The organism is Methylobacterium sp. J-072 (assembly GCF_022829425.1).
In the GTDB taxonomy this organism is placed as follows: Bacteria; Pseudomonadota; Alphaproteobacteria; order Rhizobiales; family Beijerinckiaceae; genus Methylobacterium.
Window position 1 is genome coordinate 39,654 of record NZ_JAKSYK010000075.1, and the last position, 20,866, is coordinate 60,519.

Annotated in this window: 15 protein-coding genes; 5 read left to right on the forward strand and 10 right to left on the reverse strand. The window is 69.2% G+C overall.

Annotated features, from left to right (window positions below; all coding sequences use genetic code 11):
• Window positions 1-57: 57 nt before the first annotated feature.
• Together MKK67_RS07310 and MKK67_RS07315 are read right to left on the reverse strand one after the other, a co-directional pair.
• A complete protein-coding gene (locus tag MKK67_RS07310) occupies window positions 58-1,728 on the reverse strand; it encodes a thiamine pyrophosphate-binding protein (protein WP_243963113.1) in 1,671 nt (556 codons plus the stop codon).
• A 151-nt stretch (window positions 1,729-1,879) separates the two neighbouring features.
• Entirely contained in the window at window positions 1,880-2,572 is a 693-nt protein-coding gene (locus MKK67_RS07315) for a GntR family transcriptional regulator (protein ID WP_243963114.1), read from the reverse strand.
• Between the two features lie 188 nt (window positions 2,573-2,760).
• On the opposite strand from MKK67_RS07315, the gene MKK67_RS07320 reads away from it, so the two are divergent.
• The 4 genes from MKK67_RS07320 (at window position 2,761) to MKK67_RS07335 (ending at window position 7,749) form a co-directional block, all read left to right on the forward strand.
• Complete coding sequence (locus tag MKK67_RS07320) at window positions 2,761-3,480, forward strand: ribonuclease activity regulator RraA (RefSeq protein ID WP_243963116.1); 720 nt, start codon at window positions 2,761-2,763, stop codon at window positions 3,478-3,480.
• Window positions 3,481-3,541: 61 nt separating this feature from the next.
• A complete protein-coding gene (locus MKK67_RS07325; RefSeq protein WP_243963118.1) occupies window positions 3,542-4,909 on the forward strand; it encodes an MFS transporter in 1,368 nt (455 codons plus the stop codon).
• Window positions 4,909-6,639 (forward strand): L-arabinonate dehydratase, encoded by a 1,731-nt coding sequence (gene araD, locus MKK67_RS07330; RefSeq protein ID WP_243963120.1) that lies wholly within the window; start codon window positions 4,909-4,911, stop codon window positions 6,637-6,639. Before MKK67_RS07325 ends, araD begins: the two co-directional genes overlap by 1 nt.
• A 105-nt stretch (window positions 6,640-6,744) precedes the next feature.
• Window positions 6,745-7,749 carry an SMP-30/gluconolactonase/LRE family protein gene (locus MKK67_RS07335; RefSeq protein ID WP_243963121.1) on the forward strand — a complete coding sequence of 335 codons (1,005 nt, stop codon included), beginning with the start codon at window positions 6,745-6,747 and terminating at the stop codon, window positions 7,747-7,749.
• Between the two features lie 227 nt (window positions 7,750-7,976).
• Here MKK67_RS07335 and metH read toward each other — a convergent pair whose 3' ends face one another.
• The 4 genes from metH to MKK67_RS07355 all read right to left on the reverse strand — a co-directional run bounded on the left by metH (window position 7,977) and on the right by MKK67_RS07355 (window position 14,220).
• Window positions 7,977-11,729 (reverse strand): methionine synthase, encoded by a 3,753-nt coding sequence (gene metH / locus MKK67_RS07340; protein ID WP_243963122.1) that lies wholly within the window; start codon window positions 11,727-11,729, stop codon window positions 7,977-7,979.
• A gap of 178 nt (window positions 11,730-11,907) precedes the next feature.
• The gene (locus MKK67_RS07345) at window positions 11,908-12,159 is read right to left on the reverse strand and encodes a hypothetical protein (protein ID WP_243963123.1); all 252 of its coding nucleotides are present in this window, start codon (window positions 12,157-12,159) and stop codon (window positions 11,908-11,910) included.
• A 39-nt stretch (window positions 12,160-12,198) separates the two neighbouring features.
• Entirely contained in the window at window positions 12,199-13,119 is a 921-nt protein-coding gene (gene metF / locus MKK67_RS07350; protein WP_243963124.1) for a methylenetetrahydrofolate reductase [NAD(P)H], read from the reverse strand.
• Window positions 13,120-13,194: 75 nt separating this feature from the next.
• Window positions 13,195-14,220 carry an ArsR/SmtB family transcription factor gene (locus MKK67_RS07355; protein ID WP_243963125.1) on the reverse strand — a complete coding sequence of 342 codons (1,026 nt, stop codon included), beginning with the start codon at window positions 14,218-14,220 and terminating at the stop codon, window positions 13,195-13,197.
• 131 nt (window positions 14,221-14,351) lie between these two features.
• Here MKK67_RS07355 and MKK67_RS07360 point away from each other — a divergent pair, with 131 nt between their 5' ends.
• On the forward strand, window positions 14,352-14,933 hold the full coding sequence (locus MKK67_RS07360; RefSeq protein WP_243963126.1) for a histidine phosphatase family protein: 582 nt from the start codon (window positions 14,352-14,354) through the stop codon (window positions 14,931-14,933).
• Between the two features lie 8 nt (window positions 14,934-14,941).
• Here MKK67_RS07360 and MKK67_RS07365 read toward each other — a convergent pair whose 3' ends face one another.
• The 4 genes from MKK67_RS07365 to MKK67_RS07380 all read right to left on the reverse strand — a co-directional run bounded on the left by MKK67_RS07365 (window position 14,942) and on the right by MKK67_RS07380 (window position 20,410).
• Window positions 14,942-15,838, reverse strand: a complete 897-nt coding sequence (locus MKK67_RS07365) for a bestrophin family protein (protein WP_243963128.1) — start codon at window positions 15,836-15,838, stop codon at window positions 14,942-14,944.
• Window positions 15,839-15,980: 142 nt separating this feature from the next.
• Entirely contained in the window at window positions 15,981-17,729 is a 1,749-nt protein-coding gene (locus MKK67_RS07370) for an enoyl-CoA hydratase-related protein (protein WP_243963130.1), read from the reverse strand.
• A gap of 378 nt (window positions 17,730-18,107) precedes the next feature.
• Window positions 18,108-19,028, reverse strand: a complete 921-nt coding sequence (locus MKK67_RS07375) for an ROK family protein (protein WP_243963131.1) — start codon at window positions 19,026-19,028, stop codon at window positions 18,108-18,110.
• Window positions 19,028-20,410 carry a dicarboxylate/amino acid:cation symporter gene (locus tag MKK67_RS07380; protein ID WP_243963132.1) on the reverse strand — a complete coding sequence of 461 codons (1,383 nt, stop codon included), beginning with the start codon at window positions 20,408-20,410 and terminating at the stop codon, window positions 19,028-19,030. Before MKK67_RS07380 ends, MKK67_RS07375 begins: the two co-directional genes overlap by 1 nt.
• Window positions 20,411-20,866: the final 456 nt, after the last annotated feature.

Sequence of the window (20,866 nt, forward strand, 5' to 3'; positions counted from 1 at the left end):
TCGACTCCTGTTCACATGGGGTGCGGGTCTTCCGCACCGGGTCGGTGTTGAGGGCTGTCAGCCCTCGCGGGCCGCCAGGGCCTTCGCGCGGATCGCCGCGAGGGTCATGGTCGGTGTCAGGGCCTCCGGATCGACGCGGCAGTGGATCATCGCCGGAATCCCGGCGGCGAGGCTGCGCTCGAAGGCGGGGGCGAACTCCTCGGTGCGCTCCACGCGCTCGCCGTGGCCGCCGCAGGAGCGGGCCAGGGCGGCGAAGTCGGGATTGCGCAGCTCGGTCGCCGAGACGCGCCCGGGATACTCGCGCTCTTGGTGCATCCGGATCGTGCCGTACATGCCGTTGTCCAGGACCACGACCACGATGGCGATGCCGTATTGCACGGCCGTGGCGAATTCCTGCACGGTCATCATCACGTCGCCGTCGCCCGCAAGCGCCACGACGATCCGATCCGGCTGGCTGCGCTTGGCCATCACGGCGGCCGGCAGCCCATAGCCCATGGAGCCCGAGGTCGGGGCGAGCTGCGTCCCGAAGGCGCGGAACCGGTAGTAGCGGTGGATCCAGGTGGCGAAGTTGCCGGCGCCGTTGCAGATCACCGCCTCCGCCGGCAGCCGCTCGCGCAGCCAGGTGATCGCTTGGCCGTACTGGAACGCGCCGGGCTTCGGCTCCGGCGTTTCGGACCAAGCGCGATAGGAGGCGTGGGCCTCGGCGGCGCGGCCGGTCCGCGTCGCGTCGTAGGTCGGCAGGGCCGCGCAGAACGCCCTCGGGCTCGCCTGGATCGCCAGCGCCGGCTGGTAGACCCGGCCGAGTTCCTCCGGGTCGGGATGAACGTGGACCAGCGGCAGGCCGGGATCGGGGATGCCGAGCAGGCCGTAGGATTGCGCCGGCATCTCGGAGAGGCGGCCGCCGACCATGAGCAGCAGATCGGAGCCCTTGATCCGGGCCAGAAGATCCGGGTTCGGCCCGATCCCGAGTTCGCCCGCAAAATTCGGGTGGTCGGCATCGAACAGGTTGGCCCGCCGGAACGAGACCGCCACCGGCAGGTCGTGGCGCTCGGCCCAGGCGGCCAGGGCAGCGCGGGCGGATTCCGTCCAGCGCGCGCCGCCGAGCAGGACGACCGGCCGCTGCGCCGCGGCCAGCATCGTGCGCAGCCGCTCCACATCCTCGGGCGACGGCGCCGGATCGGCCGGGACCACCCGCGGCGCGTCCGCCACCGCCGCGACATCGTCGAGCATGTCCTCCGGCAGGGCGATCACCACCGGCCCGGGCCGGCCCTGGAGCGCGACCCGGAAGGCTCGGGCCAGGATCTCCGGGATGCGGGCCGCGTCGTCGATCTCCACCGCCCACTTGGCCAGGCCGCCGAACATCTGCCGGTAATCGACCTCCTGGAACGCCTCGCGGCCGCGCATCGCCCGGGCGATCTGCCCGACGAACAGGATCATCGGCGTCGAATCCTGGCGGGCGATATGGACTCCCGCCGAGGCGTTGGTGGCCCCGGGGCCGCGGGTGACGAAGCAGATGCCGGGACGGCCTGTGAGCTTGCCGGCGGCCTCCGCCATGATCGCGGCGCCGCCCTCCTGCCGGCACACGAGCACGTCGATGCCGCTGTCGCGCAGGGCATCGAGGACCGCGAGGTAGCTCTCGCCGGGGACGCAGGTTACCCGCTCGACGCCCTGGATGAGCAATTGATCGACGAGCACCTGCGCGCCGGTGCGTGGGGGCAATCCGCTCAAGCCGTTTCTCCCTGGCGATGACGCCGCCCGGAGGATTCTTCCCAGGGGCGGCAGGCCGATGTTTCCGGCCTCAGCCTGACCGATGCCATGTCCTGGGATGCGACTGATATGTCAGTCTCAAGATAGGGCCGCGGGTGGCCCGGTCAACCTGTCAGACCAGAGGCCGGCGGTCGAGGGCGCGACGGGTCATCCGGTCGAGGAGGTCGAACAGCGTGCCGATTCCGGAAAGGGCCTGCTCGGCCTCGCGGGCCGCGATGCCGGCCACGATCGTCGCGTGAATCCCGGCACAGTCGAGGAAGCTGGCTGTGGGCTCGTAGGTGTACCAGAAGCGCCGGGACTGGGCGTGGAGAGGGCCCATCGTGCTGGTCAGGGTCGGGTTGTGGGCCGCCCCGACCAGGGCCTCGTGCAGGGCGCGTTTCACCCGGAAGTAGACCTCGCGGTCCCGGGCGGCGGCGGCCACGAGGAGGCCCTCGGTGTGCGTCTGCAGGGTCTCGAGATCGCGGTCCGAGGCGCGGGCGATCACACAGCGGGCCACAGTCTCATCGAGCGGGCGCCGGACTTCGAGCAATTCGAGATGCTTGATGATGTCGACCGGGGTGACCAGCACGCCGCGGCGCGGATGGACCTCGACGAAGCCGATCGTCTTGAGCCGGGCCAGCGCCTCGCGGACCGGGGTTCGCCCGAGCGCCAGCTCCGCCCCGAGCTCGCCCTCCGACACCATCGCGCCCGGAGCGAGACGCCGGCTGATGATCATCTGCTCGATCGCGTCGTAGGCGGTCTCCGCGAGGGATCGCGCCCGCTTCGCGTTGGCTAGGAGTCCGCTCGCGTCGGGACCCGTCGTCAAGATCCTCGCATCGGCCAACCGAATCCTCCGCCTGTGTCGAAGCCGCCCCCTGCTCCGGTTGACAATGGCTCCGAGCGGCGCCCTACTCAAGCCCTGGGATATCAGTGGTCGCCCAGGGCGCATCCGCGCCGGCCGGATCCTTGACGATCCGGGCTCGACGGCGACCGTCTTCATGGGAGGAGTTGCGGATGCCCGGATTGTCTCCTGAAACGCGCGACAAGCTCAAGACCGTCAGCACGGCGACGCTGATGACCGCCTTGTTCAAGCGCGGCCTGCGCAATCAGATGATCCAGGACGTGCGACCGCTGAAAGCCGGCGGCGACACCATGGTCGGCGAGGCGTTCACCCTGCGCTACATGCCGGCCCGCGAGGACCTGAACCCGATCACGGTGTTCCGCGACCGGGCCCATCCGCAACGCAAGGCGGTGGAGGAGTGCCCGCCCGGCGCCGTGTTCGTGATCGACAGTCGCAAGGATGCCCGGGCGGCCTCGGCCGGCTCGATCCTGGCGACCCGCCTGATGATCCGGGGCTGCGCCGGTCTCGTCACCGATGGCGGCTTCCGCGACGCCGACGAGATCGCCCGGCTCGACATGCCGAGCTACCACGTGCGCCCCTCGGCGCCGACCAACCTCACCCACCACCAGGCCATCGACATCAACGTGCCGATCGGCTGCGGCGACGCCCCGGTCTTCCCGGGCGACGTGATCGTGGGCGACGGCGACGGCGTGGCCGTGATTCCCGCCCACCTCGCCGACGCGATCGCCGACGAGGCCGTCGAGATGACCGCCTACGAGGATTTCGTCACCGAGGAGGTGCGCAAGGGCCGCTCCATCCTCGGCCTCTATCCTGCCACCGACGAGCAGAGTCTCGCCGACTTCGCCGCGTGGCGGAAGCAGACCGGGCGCTGACGGCGTCCGGCACCGATCGGCGAAAAGCCGGCAAGACCGACGTCGAGATTGGGAGAGGGCTATGTCGGGGGGCATACCTGTGGTCGCGCTGCCGGAGATCGAGCGGCACACGGTCGCCAAGATCTCGTGGCGGCTCCTGCCGCTCATCGTGGTGATCTACTTCGTCGCCTACATGGACCGCACGAATGTCGGCTTCGCCTCGTTCGGCCTGAACCGGGAGTTCGGCTTCTCGGCGACCCTCTACGGCTGGGGCGCGGGCATCTTCTTCCTCGGCTACGTCATCTTCGAGATCCCGAGCAACGTCCTCCTGGAGCGCAACGGCGCGCGGCTCTGGATCGCCCGGATCATGGTCACCTGGGGCCTGGTCGCGGGCAGCATGGCCTTCATCACCGGCCCGGTGAGTTTTTTGGCGATGCGCTTCCTGCTCGGCGTGGCCGAGGCCGGCTTCTTCCCGGGCATGATCCTGTACTTCACCTACTGGTTCCCAAGGCGCTACCGCGCCCGGGTGGTGGCGGCCCTGTTCCTGGCGGTGCCGGGCTCGAACGCCCTCACGGCGGTGATCTCGGGGGCGCTGCTCCAGCTCGACGGCGTGCTCGGCCTGCACGGCTGGCAATGGCTGTTCATCCTGGAGGCGGTGCCCTCGATCCTGCTGGCTTTCGTCGTGCTCGCGCTGATGACCGACCGGCCCGCCAAGGCGGCCTGGCTCACACCCGAGGAACGAGCCTGGCTGGAGGACACCCTGGAGGCCGAGCGCCGGAGCACGGTCCAGACGCACGGGCATTTCACCCTCAAGCAGGCCCTGACCGATCGCCGCGTGCTCGCCCTCGCATCGATCTACTTCTGCATCGGCACGGCGACCTACGGCATCACCTTCTTCCTGCCGCCGATCCTCAAGAGCCTGAAGCTCACCGACTGGGAGACCGGCCTCGCCACGGCGGTCCCCTACGTCATAGGCACTGTGGGCATGATCGCCTGGAGCTGGTCGTCGGACCGGCGCGACGAGCGGCGCTGGCACTTCGTGGTCGCCGGCCTGATCGCCATGCTCGGTTTGATCGCCGCCGGACCGATGCTGGGCAGCCTCTGGGCGCTCACGGCGATGTCGGTGGCCGCGATCGGCCTCTACGGCACCAAGCCCGCCTTCTGGGCGATGCCGGGAGAGTTCCTGTCGGGACCGGCCGCGGCCGGGGGCATCGCGCTGATCAACGCCGTCGGCAATCTCGGCGGCTTCGTCGGCCCCTACGTCCTGGGCTGGCTGAAGGATGCCACCGGCACCTATGAGGCCGGCCTGTACTTCCTGGCAGCCTGTGCGCTCGCCTCGGCGACGATTACCTTCCTGACGGTCCGGCCGGCCGTGGCGGCGGATCCGGGCTTCGCGTCGGACCTGCCGGCGGCTGCCGCGACCGAACGCGCGAGACCGGAGACCGTCTGATGACCGCACGCAAGAAAGACATCGGCGATCTGCGCAGCCAGCGCTGGTTCGGCACCACCGACCTGCGCAGCTTCGGCCACCGCTCGCGCATGCTCCAGATGGGCTACGAGCGCGCCGATTTCACCGGCAAGCCGATCGTCGGGATCATCAACACCTGGAGCGACATCAACCCCTGCCATCTCCACTTCCGCGAGCGGGTCGAGCAGGTGAAGCGCGGCGTCTGGCAGGCGGGCGGCTTCCCGATCGAGCTCCCGGCTCTCTCGCTATCCGAAAACTTCGTCAAGCCGACCACGATGCTCTACCGCAACCTCCTGGCCATGGAGGTGGAGGAGTTGCTGCGCCAGCACCCGGTCGATGGGGCGGTGCTGATGGGCGGTTGCGACAAGACCACGCCGGGCACGGTGATGGGCGGCATCTCGATGAACCTGCCGATGATCTTCCTGCCGGCCGGGCCGATGATGCGCGGGCATTCCGGCGGCAAGATCCTCGGCTCGGGCTCCGACGTGTGGAAATACTGGGCCGAGAAGGAAGCCGGCACCATCACCACGCAGCAGTGGAACGACATGGAGGCGGGCATCGCCCGCACCTTCGGCACCTGCATGACCATGGGCACCGCGTCGACCATGACGTCGATCGCCGAGGCGCTCGGCTTGTCGCTGCCTGGCGCAGCCTCGATCCCGGCGGCCGATGCCGACCATCCGCGCATGGCCAGCGCCTGCGGCCGGCGCATCGTCGAGATGATCTGGGAGGACCTGAAGCCGTCCGACATCCTCGACCGGCGCTCGGTGGAGAACGCCCTCGTGGTCCACAACGCGCTGGCCGGCTCGACCAACGCGATGATCCACCTGGTGGCGATGGCGGGCCGGGCCGGGATCCCGGTCAAGCTCGCGGAGTTCGACGAGTTCGCCCAGAAGGTGCCGGTGATCGCCAACCTGCGGCCCTCGGGCCAGTGGCTGATGGAGGATTTCCACATCGCCGGCGGCATCCGGGCGCTGATGGTGCGGCTGTCCCCCCTCCTCCACCTCGACGCCCGCTCGGTCACCGGCGGCACCATCGGCGACGGGCTCGCCGGCATGAGTGTCTACAACGACGACGTGATCCGCCCGCTGGACAAGCCGATCGTCTCCCTCGGCGGTACCGCGATCCTCTACGGCAACCTCGCGCCGCATGGCTGCGTGATCAAGCCGCCGGCCGCGGACCCGCGCTTCCTCAAGCATACCGGCCCGGCCCTGGTGTTCGACAATTACGACGCCATGACCGCCGCGGTGAACGACCTCGACCTCGACGTCACCCCGGACCACATCATGGTCCTGCGCAATGCCGGCCCGATCGGCGGCCCCGGCATGCCGGAATGGGGCATGCTGCCGATCCCGAAGGTCCTGCTCCGGCAGGGCGTGCGCGACATGCTGCGGATCTCGGACGCCCGCATGAGCGGCACCAGCTACGGCGCCTGCATCCTGCACGTCTCGCCGGAATCGGCGGCCGGCGGGCCGCTGGCGGCCGTCCGCAACGGCGACCTGATCACGGTCGACGTGTCCGAGCGGCGCATCCACCTGCACCTGGACGATGCCGAGATCGCCGCACGCGTCGCGGCATTCGTGCCGCCGGACCGGGCTTATCCACGCGGCTACAACCGTCTGTTCGCCCAGCACGTGAAGCAAGCGCACGAGGGCTGCGACTTCGATTTCCTGGAGGGTGCGGGCGGCATTCCCGAACCCGAGATCCACTGATCCACGCGCCTCCCGCCGGACCCGATCCCAGCCCGGCGCAAGGAAGCCCGTCGAAAGAGCGGCCCGTCGGCGATGGCCGGCGGCTGATAAGAACCGGGAGGATACATGGCGATGATCGCACGCAGGGGCCTGCTCGCGGGCGCGGCCCTGCTCGGGGCCGCGCGGGCGGCCGGGGCCGGATGGGAGCCGTCGCTGCGCGTGCCCGATCCGGCCGTGGAAGTGCTCGACCCGGCCTTCGCCAAGTACCGCCTCGCCTCCGCCACCGTGGAGCGGGTCGCCACCGGCCTGCGCTGGGCCGAGGGGCCGGTCTGGTTCGGCGACATGGGCGCGCTGCTGTTCAGCGACTTGGTCAACGACCGAATCATGCGCTGGGACGAGGCCTCCGGCGCGCTCACGGTGTTCCGCAAACCGTCTTCCTACGCCAACGGCAACACCCGGGACCGGCAGGGGCGCCTCGTCACCTGCCAGCACAAGACCCGCAGCGTCACCCGGACCGAGCATGACGGCGCGATCACCACGCTGCTCGACCGGTTCGACGGCAAGCCGCTGAATTCGCCCAACGACGTGGTCTGCCATTCCGACGGGGCCGTCTGGTTCACCGACCCGGTCTTCGGGCCGAACCCGCACGAAGCCATGGCGCCGCCGGAGCTTCCGGGCAACGTCTACCGGGTCGACCCGGCGACCGGTCAGGCGAGCGTCGCGGTGGCGGGGATCGCGGGCCCGAACGGGCTGGCCTTCTCGCCGGACGAGTCCAAGCTCTACGTCATCGAGGCGCGCGCCAAGCCGAATCGCCTGATCCGCGTCTACGACGTGATCGAGAACGGCACCAAGACCGCCAACGGACGGGTGTTCTTCGACGCCGGCACCGGCACGCCGGACGGGTTCCGGGTCGATGTCGACGGCAATCTCTGGTGCGGCTGGGGCATGAGCGAGGCCGAGGACGGCGTGCTCATCCTGTCGCCGCAAGCCAAGCCGATCGGCCGGATCCGCCTGCCCGAACGCTGCGCCAACCTCTGCTTCGGCGGCCTCAACCGCAACCTGCTGCTGATGACCGCCTCGCATTCGGTCTACGCGCTCTACGTCAACACCCGCGGCGCCGGGACCTGCTGATCCGGGTTGCTCCGAAGGAGCTGAGACGCGCCGTCATTCCGGGGCCGCGCAGCGGAGCCCGGAATCCAGAACCGCCGAGCTTGCGAGTTCTGAACAACCCGCGTGCATCATCCGATCCCACCCGTGGTTCTGGATTCCGGGCTCTCGCCTGCGGCGAGCCCCGGAATGACGACGCGGGTGTTCAGGCGCGGCAAGGCGTCCCTCACAGGTGAGGCCGGCCGAGCCCCCTACTCCGCGGCTTCGGCCAGGTACCGCGTCGGGTCGTAGTTCAGGATCGGCCCGAGCCAGCGCTCGACCTCGCGGACGTCCATGCCCTTGCGCAGGGCGTAATCCTCGACCTGATCGCGCTCGACCTTGGCGACGCCGAAATAATGCGCCTGCGGGTGCGCCAGGTAGAGGCCCGAGACCGAGGAGCCCGGCCACATCGCGTAGGATTCGGTCAGCTTCACCCCGATCCGCCGCTCGGCCTTCAGCAGATCGAACAGCTGCGTCTTCTCGGTGTGGTCGGGCTGGGACGGGTAACCCGGGGCCGGGCGGATGCCGTCATAGGGCTCGCTCGCCAGTTCGGCGGGCGAGTAAGTCTCGTCCGCCGCGTAGCCCCAGAACTCCCGGCGGACGCGCTCGTGCATGCGCTCGGCGAAGGCCTCGGCGATCCGGTCGGCGAGCGCCTTCACCAGGATCGCCCGGTAATCGTCGTTCGCCCGCTCGAAGCGCTCGGCGATCCGTACCTCCTCCAGGCCGGCGGTGACCACGAAGCCGCCGACGTAATCGGCGATCCCGGTCTCCTTCGGGGCGACGAAATCCGACAGGCAGGTGTTCGGCCGGCCGTCGCGCTTCGAGAGCTGCTGGCGCAGGCCGTGGAAGGTCGCCAGCCGGTCGCTGCGGCTCTCGCCGGTGTAGAGCACGATGTCGTCGCCGACGCTGTTGGCCGGCCAGAAGCCGATCACGCCCTTCGGGTTGAACCAGCGCTCCGCCACGATCTGCTTGAGCATCTCCTGCGCGTCCTCGTAGAGGGCGCGGGCGGCGGGACCCTGGTCCGGGTCGTCGAGGATCGCCGGGAAGCGGCCCTTGAACTCGTAGGTCTGCAGGAACGGCGTCCAGTCGATATACGGCACGAGGTCGGCGACCTCGTAGGAACCGAACACCCGCGCATCCGTGAAGGCCGGCTTCTTCGGCGCGTAGCCCGACCAGTCGATCTTGAAGGCGTTGGCCCGGGCCTTGGTGAGGGGCAGGCGCTGCTTGTCGAGCTCCGAGCGGGCATGGGCGGCCGAGACCTTGGCGTACTCGGCGCGCACCTTCTCGATCGTCGTGTCGCGGGTCTCCTTGGACAGCAGGCTCGACACCACGCCGACCGCGCGGCTCGCGTCGGTGACGTAGACCGCTTGGCCCTTGGCGTAGGCCGGGTGGATCTTCACCGCCGTGTGGACGCGGCTGGTGGTGGCGCCGCCGATCAGCAGCGGCACGGAGAACCCCTCGCGCTCCATCTCGCCCGCGACATGGACCATCTCGTCGAGGGACGGGGTGATCAGGCCGGACAGGCCGACGATGTCGACATTCTCCTTGCGGGCCACGTCGAGGATCTTGGCGGCTGGGACCATGACGCCGAGATCGATGATCTCGTAATTGTTGCAGGCCAGCACGACGCCGACGATGTTCTTGCCGATATCGTGGACGTCGCCCTTCACGGTGGCCATCAGCACCTTGCCGGCGGCCTGGCGCTTGCCGTCGCCGCCATTGGCGCGCTTCTCCTCCTCCATGTACGGCTCGAGATAGGCGACCGCCTGCTTCATCACCCGGGCGGACTTCACCACCTGGGGCAGGAACATCTTGCCGGCGCCGAACAGGTCGCCGACCACGTTCATGCCGGCCATCAGCGGGCCCTCGATCACGTGGAGCGGCCGCTCGACGCCCTGCCGTGCCTCTTCGGTGTCGGCGATGATGTACTCGGTGATGCCGTTGACCAGGGCGTGCTCGATGCGCTTGGCCACCGGGGCCTCGCGCCAAGTCAGGTCGGCGGTCTTGGCCTGGGCCGAGGCGCCGGTCTTGAAGCGCTCGGCCGATTCCAGCAGGCGCTCGGTGGAATCGTCGCGGCGGTTGAGGACCACGTCCTCGCACAGCTCGCGCAGCTCCGCCGGGATCTCGTCGTAGACGGCGAGCTGGCCGGCATTGACGATACCCATGTCCATCCCGGCCTGGATGCAGTGGTACAGGAACACCGCGTGCATCGCCTCGCGCACCGGCTCGTTGCCGCGGAACGCGAAGCTGAGATTCGAGACGCCGCCCGAGATGTGGGCGTGCGGCAGGGTCTCGCGGATCGTGCGGGTCGCCTCGATGAAGGCGACGCCGTAGCCGTTATGCTCCTCGATGCCGGTGGCGACCGCGAAGATGTTGGGATCGAAGATGATGTCTTCCGGCGGGTAGCCGACCTGCTCGGTCAGGATCCGGTAGGCCTTGGTGCAGATCTCGACCTTGCGCTCGTAGGTATCCGCCTGGCCCTGCTCGTCGAAGGCCATCACCACCACGGCGGCGCCGTAGGAGCGGCAGACGCGGGCCGCCTCGATGAACTTCTCCTCGCCCTCCTTCATGGAGATCGAGTTCACGATCGCCTTGCCCTGGATGCATTTCAGGCCGGCCTCGATCACCTCGAACTTCGAGGAATCGACCATCACCGGCACCCGGGCGATGTCGGGCTCGGCGGCGACCAGGTTGAGGAACTCGACCATCGCCTTCTGCGAGTCGAGCAGGCCCTCGTCCATGTTGATGTCGATCACCTGGGCGCCGGCGGCGACCTGGTCGCGGGCGACGTCCAGGGCGGCGGCGTAGTCGCCGTTGGTGATGAGCTTCCTGAACTTGGCCGACCCGGTGACGTTGGTGCGCTCACCGACGTTCACGAACGGGATTTCCTTGGTGAGCACGAAGGGCTCCAGCCCCGAGAGCCGCATCAGGCGCGGGATCTCCGGGATCTGCCGCGGCGTCTTGCCGGCGACCGACTCAGCGATCGCGCGGATATGGTCCGGCGTGGTGCCGCAGCAGCCGCCGACCATGTTGACCAAGCCGGATTCGGCGAATTCGCCGACGAGCTTGCCCATGGCCTCCGGGCTCTCGTCGTAGAGTCCGAACTCGTTGGGCAGGCCGGCATTCGGATAGGCGCAGACCAGGGTGTCGCAGATCCGGGATAGCTCGGCGATGTGGCCGCGCATCTCGCGGGCGCCGAGCGCGCAGTTGAGGCCGAAGGTCAGCGGATCGGAATGGCGCAGCGCGTTCCAGAACGCCGCCGGGGTCTGGCCCGACAGGGTCCGGCCCGACAGGTCGGTGATCGTGCCGGAGATCTGGATCGGCAGGCGGATCCCGGTCTCCTCGAACACCGCCCAGCAGGCGGCCACCGCCGCCTTGGCGTTGAGCGTGTCGAAGATCGTCTCGATCAGGATCAGCTCGGCCCCGCCGGCGATCAGGCCGCGGACCTGCTCCATGTAGGCGGTCTTGACCTGATCGAAGGTGACGGCGCGGTAGCCGGGATTGTTCACGTCCGGCGAGATCGAGAGCGTGCGGTTCGTCGGGCCGATGGCGCCGGCCACGAAGCGGCGGCGGCCATCTTGGCTTTCGGCGAGCTGCGCCGCCTCGCGGGCGAGCCGCGCGCCCTCCCGGTTCAGGTCGTGGATGATCGATTCGAGGCCGTAATCTCCTTGCGCAATGGTGGTGCCGGAGAACGTGTTGGTCTCGCAGACGTCGGCGCCGGCCAAAAAATAATCCAGGTGGATCTGCCGGATCGCGTCCGGCTGCGTCAGGATCAGGAGGTCGTTGTTGCCCTTCTGATCGTTCGGATGATCCTTGAAACGGTCGCCCCGGAAATCCGCCTCGGTCAGCCCGAGCCGCTGGATCACCGTGCCCATCGCCCCGTCGAGGACGAGGATCTTTTCCGCCGCGCGCCTGCGCAGGGCGGTGGCGATCTCAGTGCCGTCGACGGGGGCAAAATCGGTCATCGTGCGTCCTGTCAGATCACCTCATCCTGAGGTGACGGAGCGAAGCGGAGGCCTCGAAGGAGCCCTCCAGATGTCGAGGCGAGCCCTGGAGCCCTCCTTCGAGGCCGCTTTCGCGGCACCTCAGGATGAGGTGGAGGGTGGGATTCTCGGTTTTGGACCGGCCCGGAGATCGTCCGGGTCAGCCCGCTTTTTCCAGGGCGGCGAGCCGCCCCTCAATCGCGGCGAGACGCTTCCCGACCCCCGCGGCCGCGTAGCGACCGAGCACCGATTCGCCCGTCATGGCTTTACGGAGATCGTCGCATTGGCGCTCCAATCTGTCGAAGCGCGCATCGACCGCATCGAACTGCCACCAAACATCGGAGAGGCCGGCCTGCAACTCGGTCCGCATCTCCCGAAGAAGCGGAAGAATCAGGTTCTGCGGTTCGGCCATCGTCCTGCCCCCTGCTGCGCCGTGCGGGCACAGCTGAATCTAGGCCGCCGCCTTTTCCGCCGCCAGCTTCGGCGCCTGCGCGCGCAGGCCCAGCAGGTGGCAGATCGCGTAGACGAGGTCCGAGCGGTTCATAGAGTAGAAGTGGAAGTCCTGGACGCCCTCGTCCACCAGGTCGAGCACCTGCTCGGCCGCCACGGCGGCAGCGACGAGCCGGCGGGTCTCCACGTCGTTGTCCAGACCCTCGAACCGGGCAGCCAGCCAGTACGGCACCGAGGCGCCGGTGCGGCGGGCGAAGTTGGCCGATTGCTTGAAGTTCTGCACCGTCAGGATGCCCGGAATGATCGGGATCGTGATCCCGGCCGCCCGGACCTTCTCGAGGTAGCGCAGGTAGACCTCGTTCTCGAAGAAGAACTGGGTGATCGCCTGGTCGGCGCCGGCATCGACCTTGGCCTTCAGGGCGTCGATGTCGGCATCGAGGGAGGCGGCCTCCGGGTGCTTCTCGGGATAGGCCGAGACCGAGACCTTGAAGTCACCGATGCGCTTGATGCCCTCGACCAGCTCGGCGGTCGTGGCGTAGCCCTCGGGATGCGGCTTGTAGGCATGGCCGACGCCGTTGGCCGGATCGCCGCGCAGGGCCACGATGTGGCGCACGCCGACATCCCAGTAGGCCTGCACCACCGCGTCGATCTCCGCGCGGCTGGCGTCCACGCAGGTGAGATGCGCGGCCGGCTTGAGGGTCGTCTCGCGGATCATCCGGGCGACCGTGTTGTGGGTGCGCTCCCGGGTCGAGCCGCCGGCCCCGTAGGTCACGGAGACGAATTTCGGCTGGAGCGGGGCCAGCCGCTCGATCGACGACCACAGGACCTTTTCCATCTCGTCGGTCTTGGGCGGGAAGAACTCGATCGAGACGCGGATCGGGTGGTAGCCGTCGCGGCTGGCGCGGTGGGTGGAGCGGCGCATCGGGTCTCGTCCTCTATGTCGATCGGTTCAGACGATGAAGGGGGACTAGGTGTGCGGAGGTCGCCGGACCCAGGGTCAGGCGACCGCCCACTGGAGCGGTTCGGCGTCGCGGCCGAGGCCCGCCTGCTGATGGCCTGCCTCCTGGGCAAGCCAGAGCGTGACGGTGAGCTGGCCGGCCTCCCGGGGCACCAGGTCGGAAGTCGCGACCGTGGCGAGCCCGGCCTCGGCCAGCCAGTGTGAGACTTGGTCGGCGGAGAAACCGAGCCGGCGGTGCGCCTGGCTCGTCCGCAGGAATTCGAGATCGTGCGGCGCGAAATCAACCACCAGAAGCCTCCCGCCGGGCGCTACGAGGCGCGCGGCGCCCCGCAGGGCGCGGGCCGGATCGTCGAGATAGTGGAGCACCTGATGCACCACCACCAGGTCGAAGCTCGCCCGGGCGAAGGGCGGCGCGTGGATGTCCCCCTGGCGCAGGTCCACCCGCGACAGGCCCTGCCGCTCCAGATTGGCTCGGGCGACGGACAGCATGGCGTGGCTCGAATCGAGCCCCGTAGCCCGGGCGGCCCGGGGGGCGAGCAGGCCGAGCATCTTGCCCGTGCCGGTGCCGAGATCGATCAGGCTGCCGAGGGGGCGCTCGCCCAGGGCGTCGAGCACCGCCGCCTCGACGGTGGCTTCGGGCACGTGCAGGGAGCGCAACTCGTCCCATTTCGGTGCGAGCCGCGCGAAGAAGGTCTGGGCCGCCTCGGCCCTCTGGGTGCGCACCGCATCGAGGCGGGCGCGATCCTCCGAAAGCGGCGGCGTGCTTCGGTCGAGCCCGGACAAGAGCGGGTCTGCGAGGCCAGCGCGGGCCTCGGACAGGCGGAAGAACGCCCAGGCGCCCTCACGATGGCGCTCGACAAGTCCGGCTTCGACCAGAAGCTTCAGATGGCGCGAGATGCGCGGCTGGGACTGACCGAGGATGTCGGTGAGATCTGAGACCGACAGTTCTCCATCCGTGAGCAGCGCCAGGATACGCAGGCGCGTCTCCTCGGCCGCCGCCCGCAGGACGCCCAGGGCTTCCGGAAAGGGGATTGATCCCGCCGTTCGACTCTCAGCGATAGACATAAAGATATGTTTATGTCCGTTTCGCCGGTGACGCAAGCGCGATGTTGCGGCGCCCGCGTATTGTCTTGTTGTCTTGGTGCCCGGTGCCGGATCGGCCGGGACGCGTTGATGGCAGGCAGCCGGAGGCGTGCATGTCCGAGACCAAACATCCGCAGATCACCCTGGTCCGCCACGGCGAGACCGCCTGGAGCCTATCCGGCCAACATACCGGGCGCAGCGATATCCCGCTGACGCCGGTGGGCGAGGCGGCGGCCCGTGCCCTCGCGCCGCGCCTGGCGGCCGGATCCTATGCGGCGGTCTGGTCGAGCCCGTCGAGCCGGGCGGTGACCACCTGCGACTTGGCGGGATTCGGGGAAAACCGCATCATCGACCCGGACCTCGCCGAGTGGGATTACGGCGCCTACGAGGGCCGGACCACGAAGGAGATCCTGGCCGAGCGTCCGGGCTGGCGGTTGTTCCGCGACGGATGCCCCGGCGGCGAGAATGCGGCCGCTGTCGCCGCCCGGGCGGATCGGGTCATCGCGCGGATCCGCGCCCTGGATGCCGACCTGATCCTGTTCTCCAGCGCGCATGTTCTGCGCGTGCTCGCGGCCCGCTGGATCGGCCTGCCGCCGGAAGGCGGCGCGCTGCTGGTGCTCGGCACCGCAAGCGTCAGCGTCCTTGGCTATGAGCACGACCGGAGCGAGCCGGTGCTGCGCGGCTGGAACGGCTGATCCCGGCCCTACCGCAGCCAGTACCCGTCCGGCGCCAGCGGGACCGGCATCGGTTCGTCGAGTGCGTGATGCACGATGCGGTCGACGGCGCGGACCATCGCGTCGAGGGGCAGGTCGTTCGGCTCGGTTCCGAAGGGCTCTTCCAATTCGTCGCCTAGGGCGTCGAGACCGAAGAAGGTGTAGCCGACGAGCGCCACCACGACCGGTGTCGCCCAGCCGAGCGAGCCCGTGAGACCCACCGGCAGGAGCAGGCAGTAGAGCCAGGCGGTGCGGTAGACCAGCAGCGTATAGGCGAAGGGCAGCGGCGTGTTGGCGATCCGCTCGCAGGCGGTGTGCACCCCGGATAAGGCCTCGATCCGCGCCTCCAAGAGGCCGAACTGGATGTCGGTGAGGCGCCCGGCCCGCATCAGCCCGGCGAGGTCGCGGGTCAGGGCGGCCAGGACCGAATCGGTGGGGTTCGGGCCGCAGAGGTCCGACCCCGGCGCCCTCCCCTGCACCGCCACGGCCTCGTCGAGGCCGCGCAGGCGCGCGTGCAGGCCGTGCGCGAAGGCCGACAGGCGGCGCAGCTGCGGCGCCGCCTCGGCGGCCGGCAGCAGGGCCGGCAGCAGGCGGGTGAGGTTGCGCGTCTCGCCGATCAGGCTGCCCCAGGCTTTGCGGGCCTCCCACCAGCGCTCATAGCAGGCGTTGTTGCGAAAACTCAGGAAGATCGACAGGGCGAGGCCGACCAGCGTGAACGGCGCGACCCCGGCGGTCACCGGGAAGAAGGCGGGCCAGCGCGCCTCCGCCCAGACCACCAGGCAGGCGACCGCGACGATCCCGACGAGTTTTGGGGCCACCCGCGGCAGAATCGAGCCCTGCATCGTGAACAGCAGGGTGAACAGGTTGGGCCGGGTACGGACGATCATCGGGGCTTCGCGGCGAGGATTCGGCCCTCCTGCCCTGCCCGTCCGGCCCCGGCAAGGGGTCTGCCGGACACGCTTCCGTACGGCGTGCCGCCGCCCACGCCAGCAGGCCGCGGGGGCGGGCGCCCGGTGGCTCGGCCGCCTCCTAAAATGCCGCTCCCCGAACACCATCCGGCGACCCGTTCGTCTCGAGCCGTTTCAGCGCGGTCAGCATACGCACCGAGACCGGCGACCAGCAGGCGGGGCGCTTGTGGACGAAGGCGCTGCGAGCACGATGATAGGGCGCGTCCGGCCGGTAAAAATTCCGGTCCATCTGCGTCAGCTCGTGCCGGCGATAGGCATCGAGCGGCCGGCGATCCTCGTCCTCGGCGCGCTGCAGGCGCTTGCGATCGGTGAGCGCGGCGTGCCGCTCCGCCTGCCCGGCGGCGAAGGCCTGGACGGCCCGGTCGAACGCGTCGGCGTCGCCGGAAATCGCCTCGTCGGCCAGCCCGATCTCGGCGGCCCGCCGGCCGCTGATCGGCAGGCACGCCTCGGTGAGCTGGACGGCGCGCTCCCAGCCGACCCGGCGGGGCAGCAGATAGGTCCAGTATTCCGAGCCGTAGAGCCAGCCCATGTTGCGGTAATGTGGGTTGAGCACCACGCTGTCCCGGACCAACACGAAATCGGCGGCCAGCGGCAGGATCGCGCCGCCCGCGCCGGCATTGCGGCCGAAAGCTGCGACGACGATCGTGTCGGTCGCGGTGATGATCTCGCGCACCAGATCATCCATCGCAACGATGTTGGCCCAGGATTCCGCGGCCGGGTCGGCGCTCGCCTCGATCTCATTGAGATGGATGCCGTTCGAGAACAGGTCGTCGCCGCCCGCCAGCACGATGACCTTGGCGGAGCTCTCCGCCGCCTGGCGGAAGGTTGCTTGGAGCCGGCGACACTGCTGTGTGCTCATCGCGCCGTTGTGGAAGTCGAAGTGCAGATGGACGATGTCGCCGACGCGCGCGAGCCGCACCTCCTCGACCGGGTTGGGATGCACGAGCCCGACCGGAGCGGCGACGGGCAAGTCGGCCGGGATCCGATCGCCCAGCGTGTCCACGGCACTGCGCTTGATCCCGCCGCCGCCCTCCAGCTTCGGCTTCAGCCGGCCGATCCAGACCGCGCCGTCGATCGTCGCCCGGCAGATCGCGCCGCTCTCGGACCGGGCGATCACTTGGCCCGGCGCGCCGCGCAGTTCCGGCTCCGCGCAGGCGGCATGGAGATAGACCGGCAGGCCGAAGATCTCGTCGAGCACGCCCGGCACGCCGTCGGCTGCGTGGATCCGGGCCAGGACGTCGGTCGTCTCGCACCGGCTCCAGTCGATCCGGCGGTCCGCCTGCTTCATCGACGGCCGCAGGCGACCGAGCGCGGTCGGGGCGGCGTAATCGAGGGGCCGGGGCCGGAAGCCCGGCGTCTGGACATTGGCGAGCGCCTCCCACAGGCAGGATACGGCGGCGTCGATTGCCTCGCGCCGATAGACGCTGCTCTTGGGCGCCTGGCGCAGGGGGAAATTGCGCGTCGCCCAGATCGGGCCGGCATCCATCTCGGCTTCCGCCTGCAGCAGGGTCACGCCCCACTGGTCCCACTTCTCCTGGATCGCCCAGTCGAGGGCGGAGGCGCCGCGGTCACCCTCGACGCCCGGATGCACGATCAGTGTCAGATATTCGCGCCAGAGCTGCTCCGGGATCGCGCGGGTCAGGAACGGGGCGATGGTCAGGTCCGGCCGGAACGCGCCGAATGCCTCTTCCAGGCGCTGCTCGTCGCCGCCGAAGATCTCGACCGCGACCTCGTATCCGGCATCGGACAGCTCGACGAAGAACCGCTGCGTCATGCTGTTGAACGCAGACGAAACCAGGAGGACGCGCATCACGGGTATCCAGGACATCGAAGGCTGATTCGAGTCCCGTCTCGGATGTTCTTCCCTGTATCCGTCTCAATATCGGACGATTTGTCTTATAATTTTTTGTATTTGCGATCTTATTTCAGAGAAAATCGGCCCAAAATTGCGGACGTTGGTTCATAAAATTGGATTGATTCTCTGTCGCCTCCCAAGGCTATGCTTGGGATTGACTTGAGGCAAGCTGCAAGGCGGGCGCCGGCCGCGCGTCGAATGCATGCGCGGTGCGTCGAGCGAAGGGCCGGATGGCCGATATCGGCTTACGGTTGTGCGGGTCGGATTTCGCGCCCGCGCGGGATGAGTTCCCGCAGCTCTCGCGCGATCGGGGCCGTGCCGCCCGTCAGGCGTTTAATCCGCGTCCCAGAGCCAAGCCGCGCCGCGCACGCCCGAGGCGTCGCCGTGCAGGCTTGCCCGCACCGGCGTGTCGAAGGCGTCGGAGAAGACGTGGGGGGCGATCGCTCCGGGCAGGCCGGCGATGAGCTCCGGGATCCGCGACAGGCCGCCGCCGATCACGATGACGTCCGGATCGAGCAGGTTGACCACCTGGGCGGCGGAGCGGCCGAGCCGGTCGAGATGCGTCGCGAGCGTGTCGCGGGCCTCCGCATCGCCGGCCCGTGCAGCCGCGACGATGGCCTCGGCGGTGAGGCTCCCGCCGTACCGCCTGGCGTGGTCGGCCGCGAGCCCCGGGCCGGACAGCCAGGTCTCGACGCAGCCCCGGCGGCCGCAATAGCAATCCGGCCCGGGCTGCTCGTCCGCCTGGGCTCCGGCCAGGGGACCGTGGCCCCACTCACCCGCGATCGCGTTGCGGCCGGTGAGCACGCGGCCGTCGAAGGCGATGCCCGATCCGACCCCGGTGCCGAGGATCACCGCCCAGACCACCCGGGCGCCGGCACCGGCGCCGTCGACCGCCTCCGAGACCGCCAGGCAATTGGCGTCGTTCTCGATCCGCACCGGCCGGTCGAGCCGCTGCGCGAGGTCGATGCCGAACGGATGGCCGTTGAGCCAGTGGGAATTGGCGTTGCGCACGCGCCCTGTCGCCGGCGACAGGCTGCCCGGCATGCCGATGCCGACGCTGCACGGCGCGCCAGCCTCCGCCTCAAGGCGCGCCACGAGCGCGGCCAGGGCCTCGAGCGTAGCGCCGTAATCGCCCCGCGGCGCCGGCATCCGGGCCTCGGCCAGGGTCGCGCCGGTCGAGTCGAGCACGATCCCGGCGATCTTGGTGCCGCCGAGATCGATGCCGAGGCGCGCCCGTCCGGTGGGCGCCGCCATCACTCCGCCGCGGCGACCTTGGTGACCTTGCTGTCGGTCCCCATCGGCTGCGGCGCGTGGTCGGAGATGTCGGTGCCGATCGAGACCGGGTGCGCCATGACCTCGTTGAGCTTGACCATGTCGAGCTCGCCCTCCCAGCGGCTGACCACCACGCAGGCGACGCCGTTGCCCACGAGGTTGGTGAGCGCGCGGCACTCGGACATGAACTTGTCGATGCCGAGCACCAGGGTCATGGCGGCCACCGGGACCGGGCTGTTGGGGATCGCCGAGAGGGTAGCCGCCAGGGTGATGAACCCGGCGCCCGTGACGCCCGAGGCGCCCTTCGAGGTCAGCATCGCCACCAGGATGATCGTCGCGTATTGCGCGAAGGTCAGGTCTGCCCCCACCGCCTGCGCCAGGAACAGCGTGGCCAGCGTCATGTAGATGTTGGTGCCGTCGAGGTTGAACGAATAACCCGTCGGGACCACGAGGCCGACCACCGAATCCGAGGCGCCGAGCCGGCGCATCTTGGTCATCAGCTGCGGCAGCACCGTCTCCGATGAGGACGTGCCGACCACGATCAGCAGCTCGTCCTTGATGTAGGCGAGGAAGCGGAAGATCGAGAAGCCCGCGACCTTGGCGATGCTGCCCAGCACCACCAGCACGAACAGGATCGCGGTGACGTAGAACGTGCCGACCAGCCAGGCGAGGTCGTAGACCTTCTGGATGCCGTACTCGCCGATCGTGAACGCCATGGCGCCGAAGGCACCGACCGGGGCGAGCTTCACCACGATGCCGATGATCTTGAAGAAGATCTGCCCGGCGGTGTCGATCGCGCTGTTCACCGCGGCGGCGCGCTCGCCGAGGCTCGTCACCACGACGCCGGTGAGGATCGAAATCAGCAGCACCTGCAGCAGGTCGCCGGTGGCGAAGGGATCGAAGAAGCTTTTCGGGATGATCCCCAGGATGTGGGCGACGGTGGAATCGGCCGCCGCCTTGTTGGCGTAGGTCGCGACCTTGCTGGCGTCGAGCTTCGACGGGTCGGCGTTGAAGCCGGCGCCGGGCCGGATCACCTCGCCGACCAGCACGCCGATCAGCAGCGCCAGGGTGGAGACCACCTCGAAATAGACCAGCGCCTTCACGCCGACGCGGCCGACCTTCTTGAGGTCGCCGACCGACGCGATGCCGTGCACGATGGTGCAGAAGATGATCGGCGCGATCATCATCTTGATCAGGGCGATGAAGGCGTCGCCGAGCCACTTCATCGCCTTGCCGGTGGCTGGGTCGTACCAGCCGAGCAGAACGCCGAGCACGATGGCGATCAGGACCTGGATGTACAGGACCTTGTACCAGGGCTCGCGGGGGGCGCCGGGCGCAGTCGTCGCGTGGGTTGCGTTTGCCATATCCATCCCGTGCACGGTTGCCGTGCATCCTCCCGATCTGCCGGCACGCTAACGACAATCGTCCCTCGCCTCAACGGCGGCCCGGTCTTCCTCCGCGAACCAAGTGTGACAAAACCCGGTCGATCCCCGGCCGAATGCTTTTTTGTATCGGATATTCAGCCCGATCCTGTTCGACGCAGTGGGTCTGGCGGGAAGCCGGATTTGACGCTCCGTCTCCGGCAACGCGTCATCGTCCCCACCCGCCTCAAGGCGCCGGGGGCATGGCCCAAGAAGACCCAGCACGAGGGACGCGGGACGCCGCGGGGACCCAGGTGTCGGCCAAGTACGCGCGGGATCCGATCCCCGCGGCGACCCGCGGCACCGACCGGGCATACCCCCCGGCCGCTGCCGTCTTTCTCGTCGCGATGTCTTGTCAGCGCCCCGATCCCGCGACTCCAATGCCAGCGGTCACTGCCC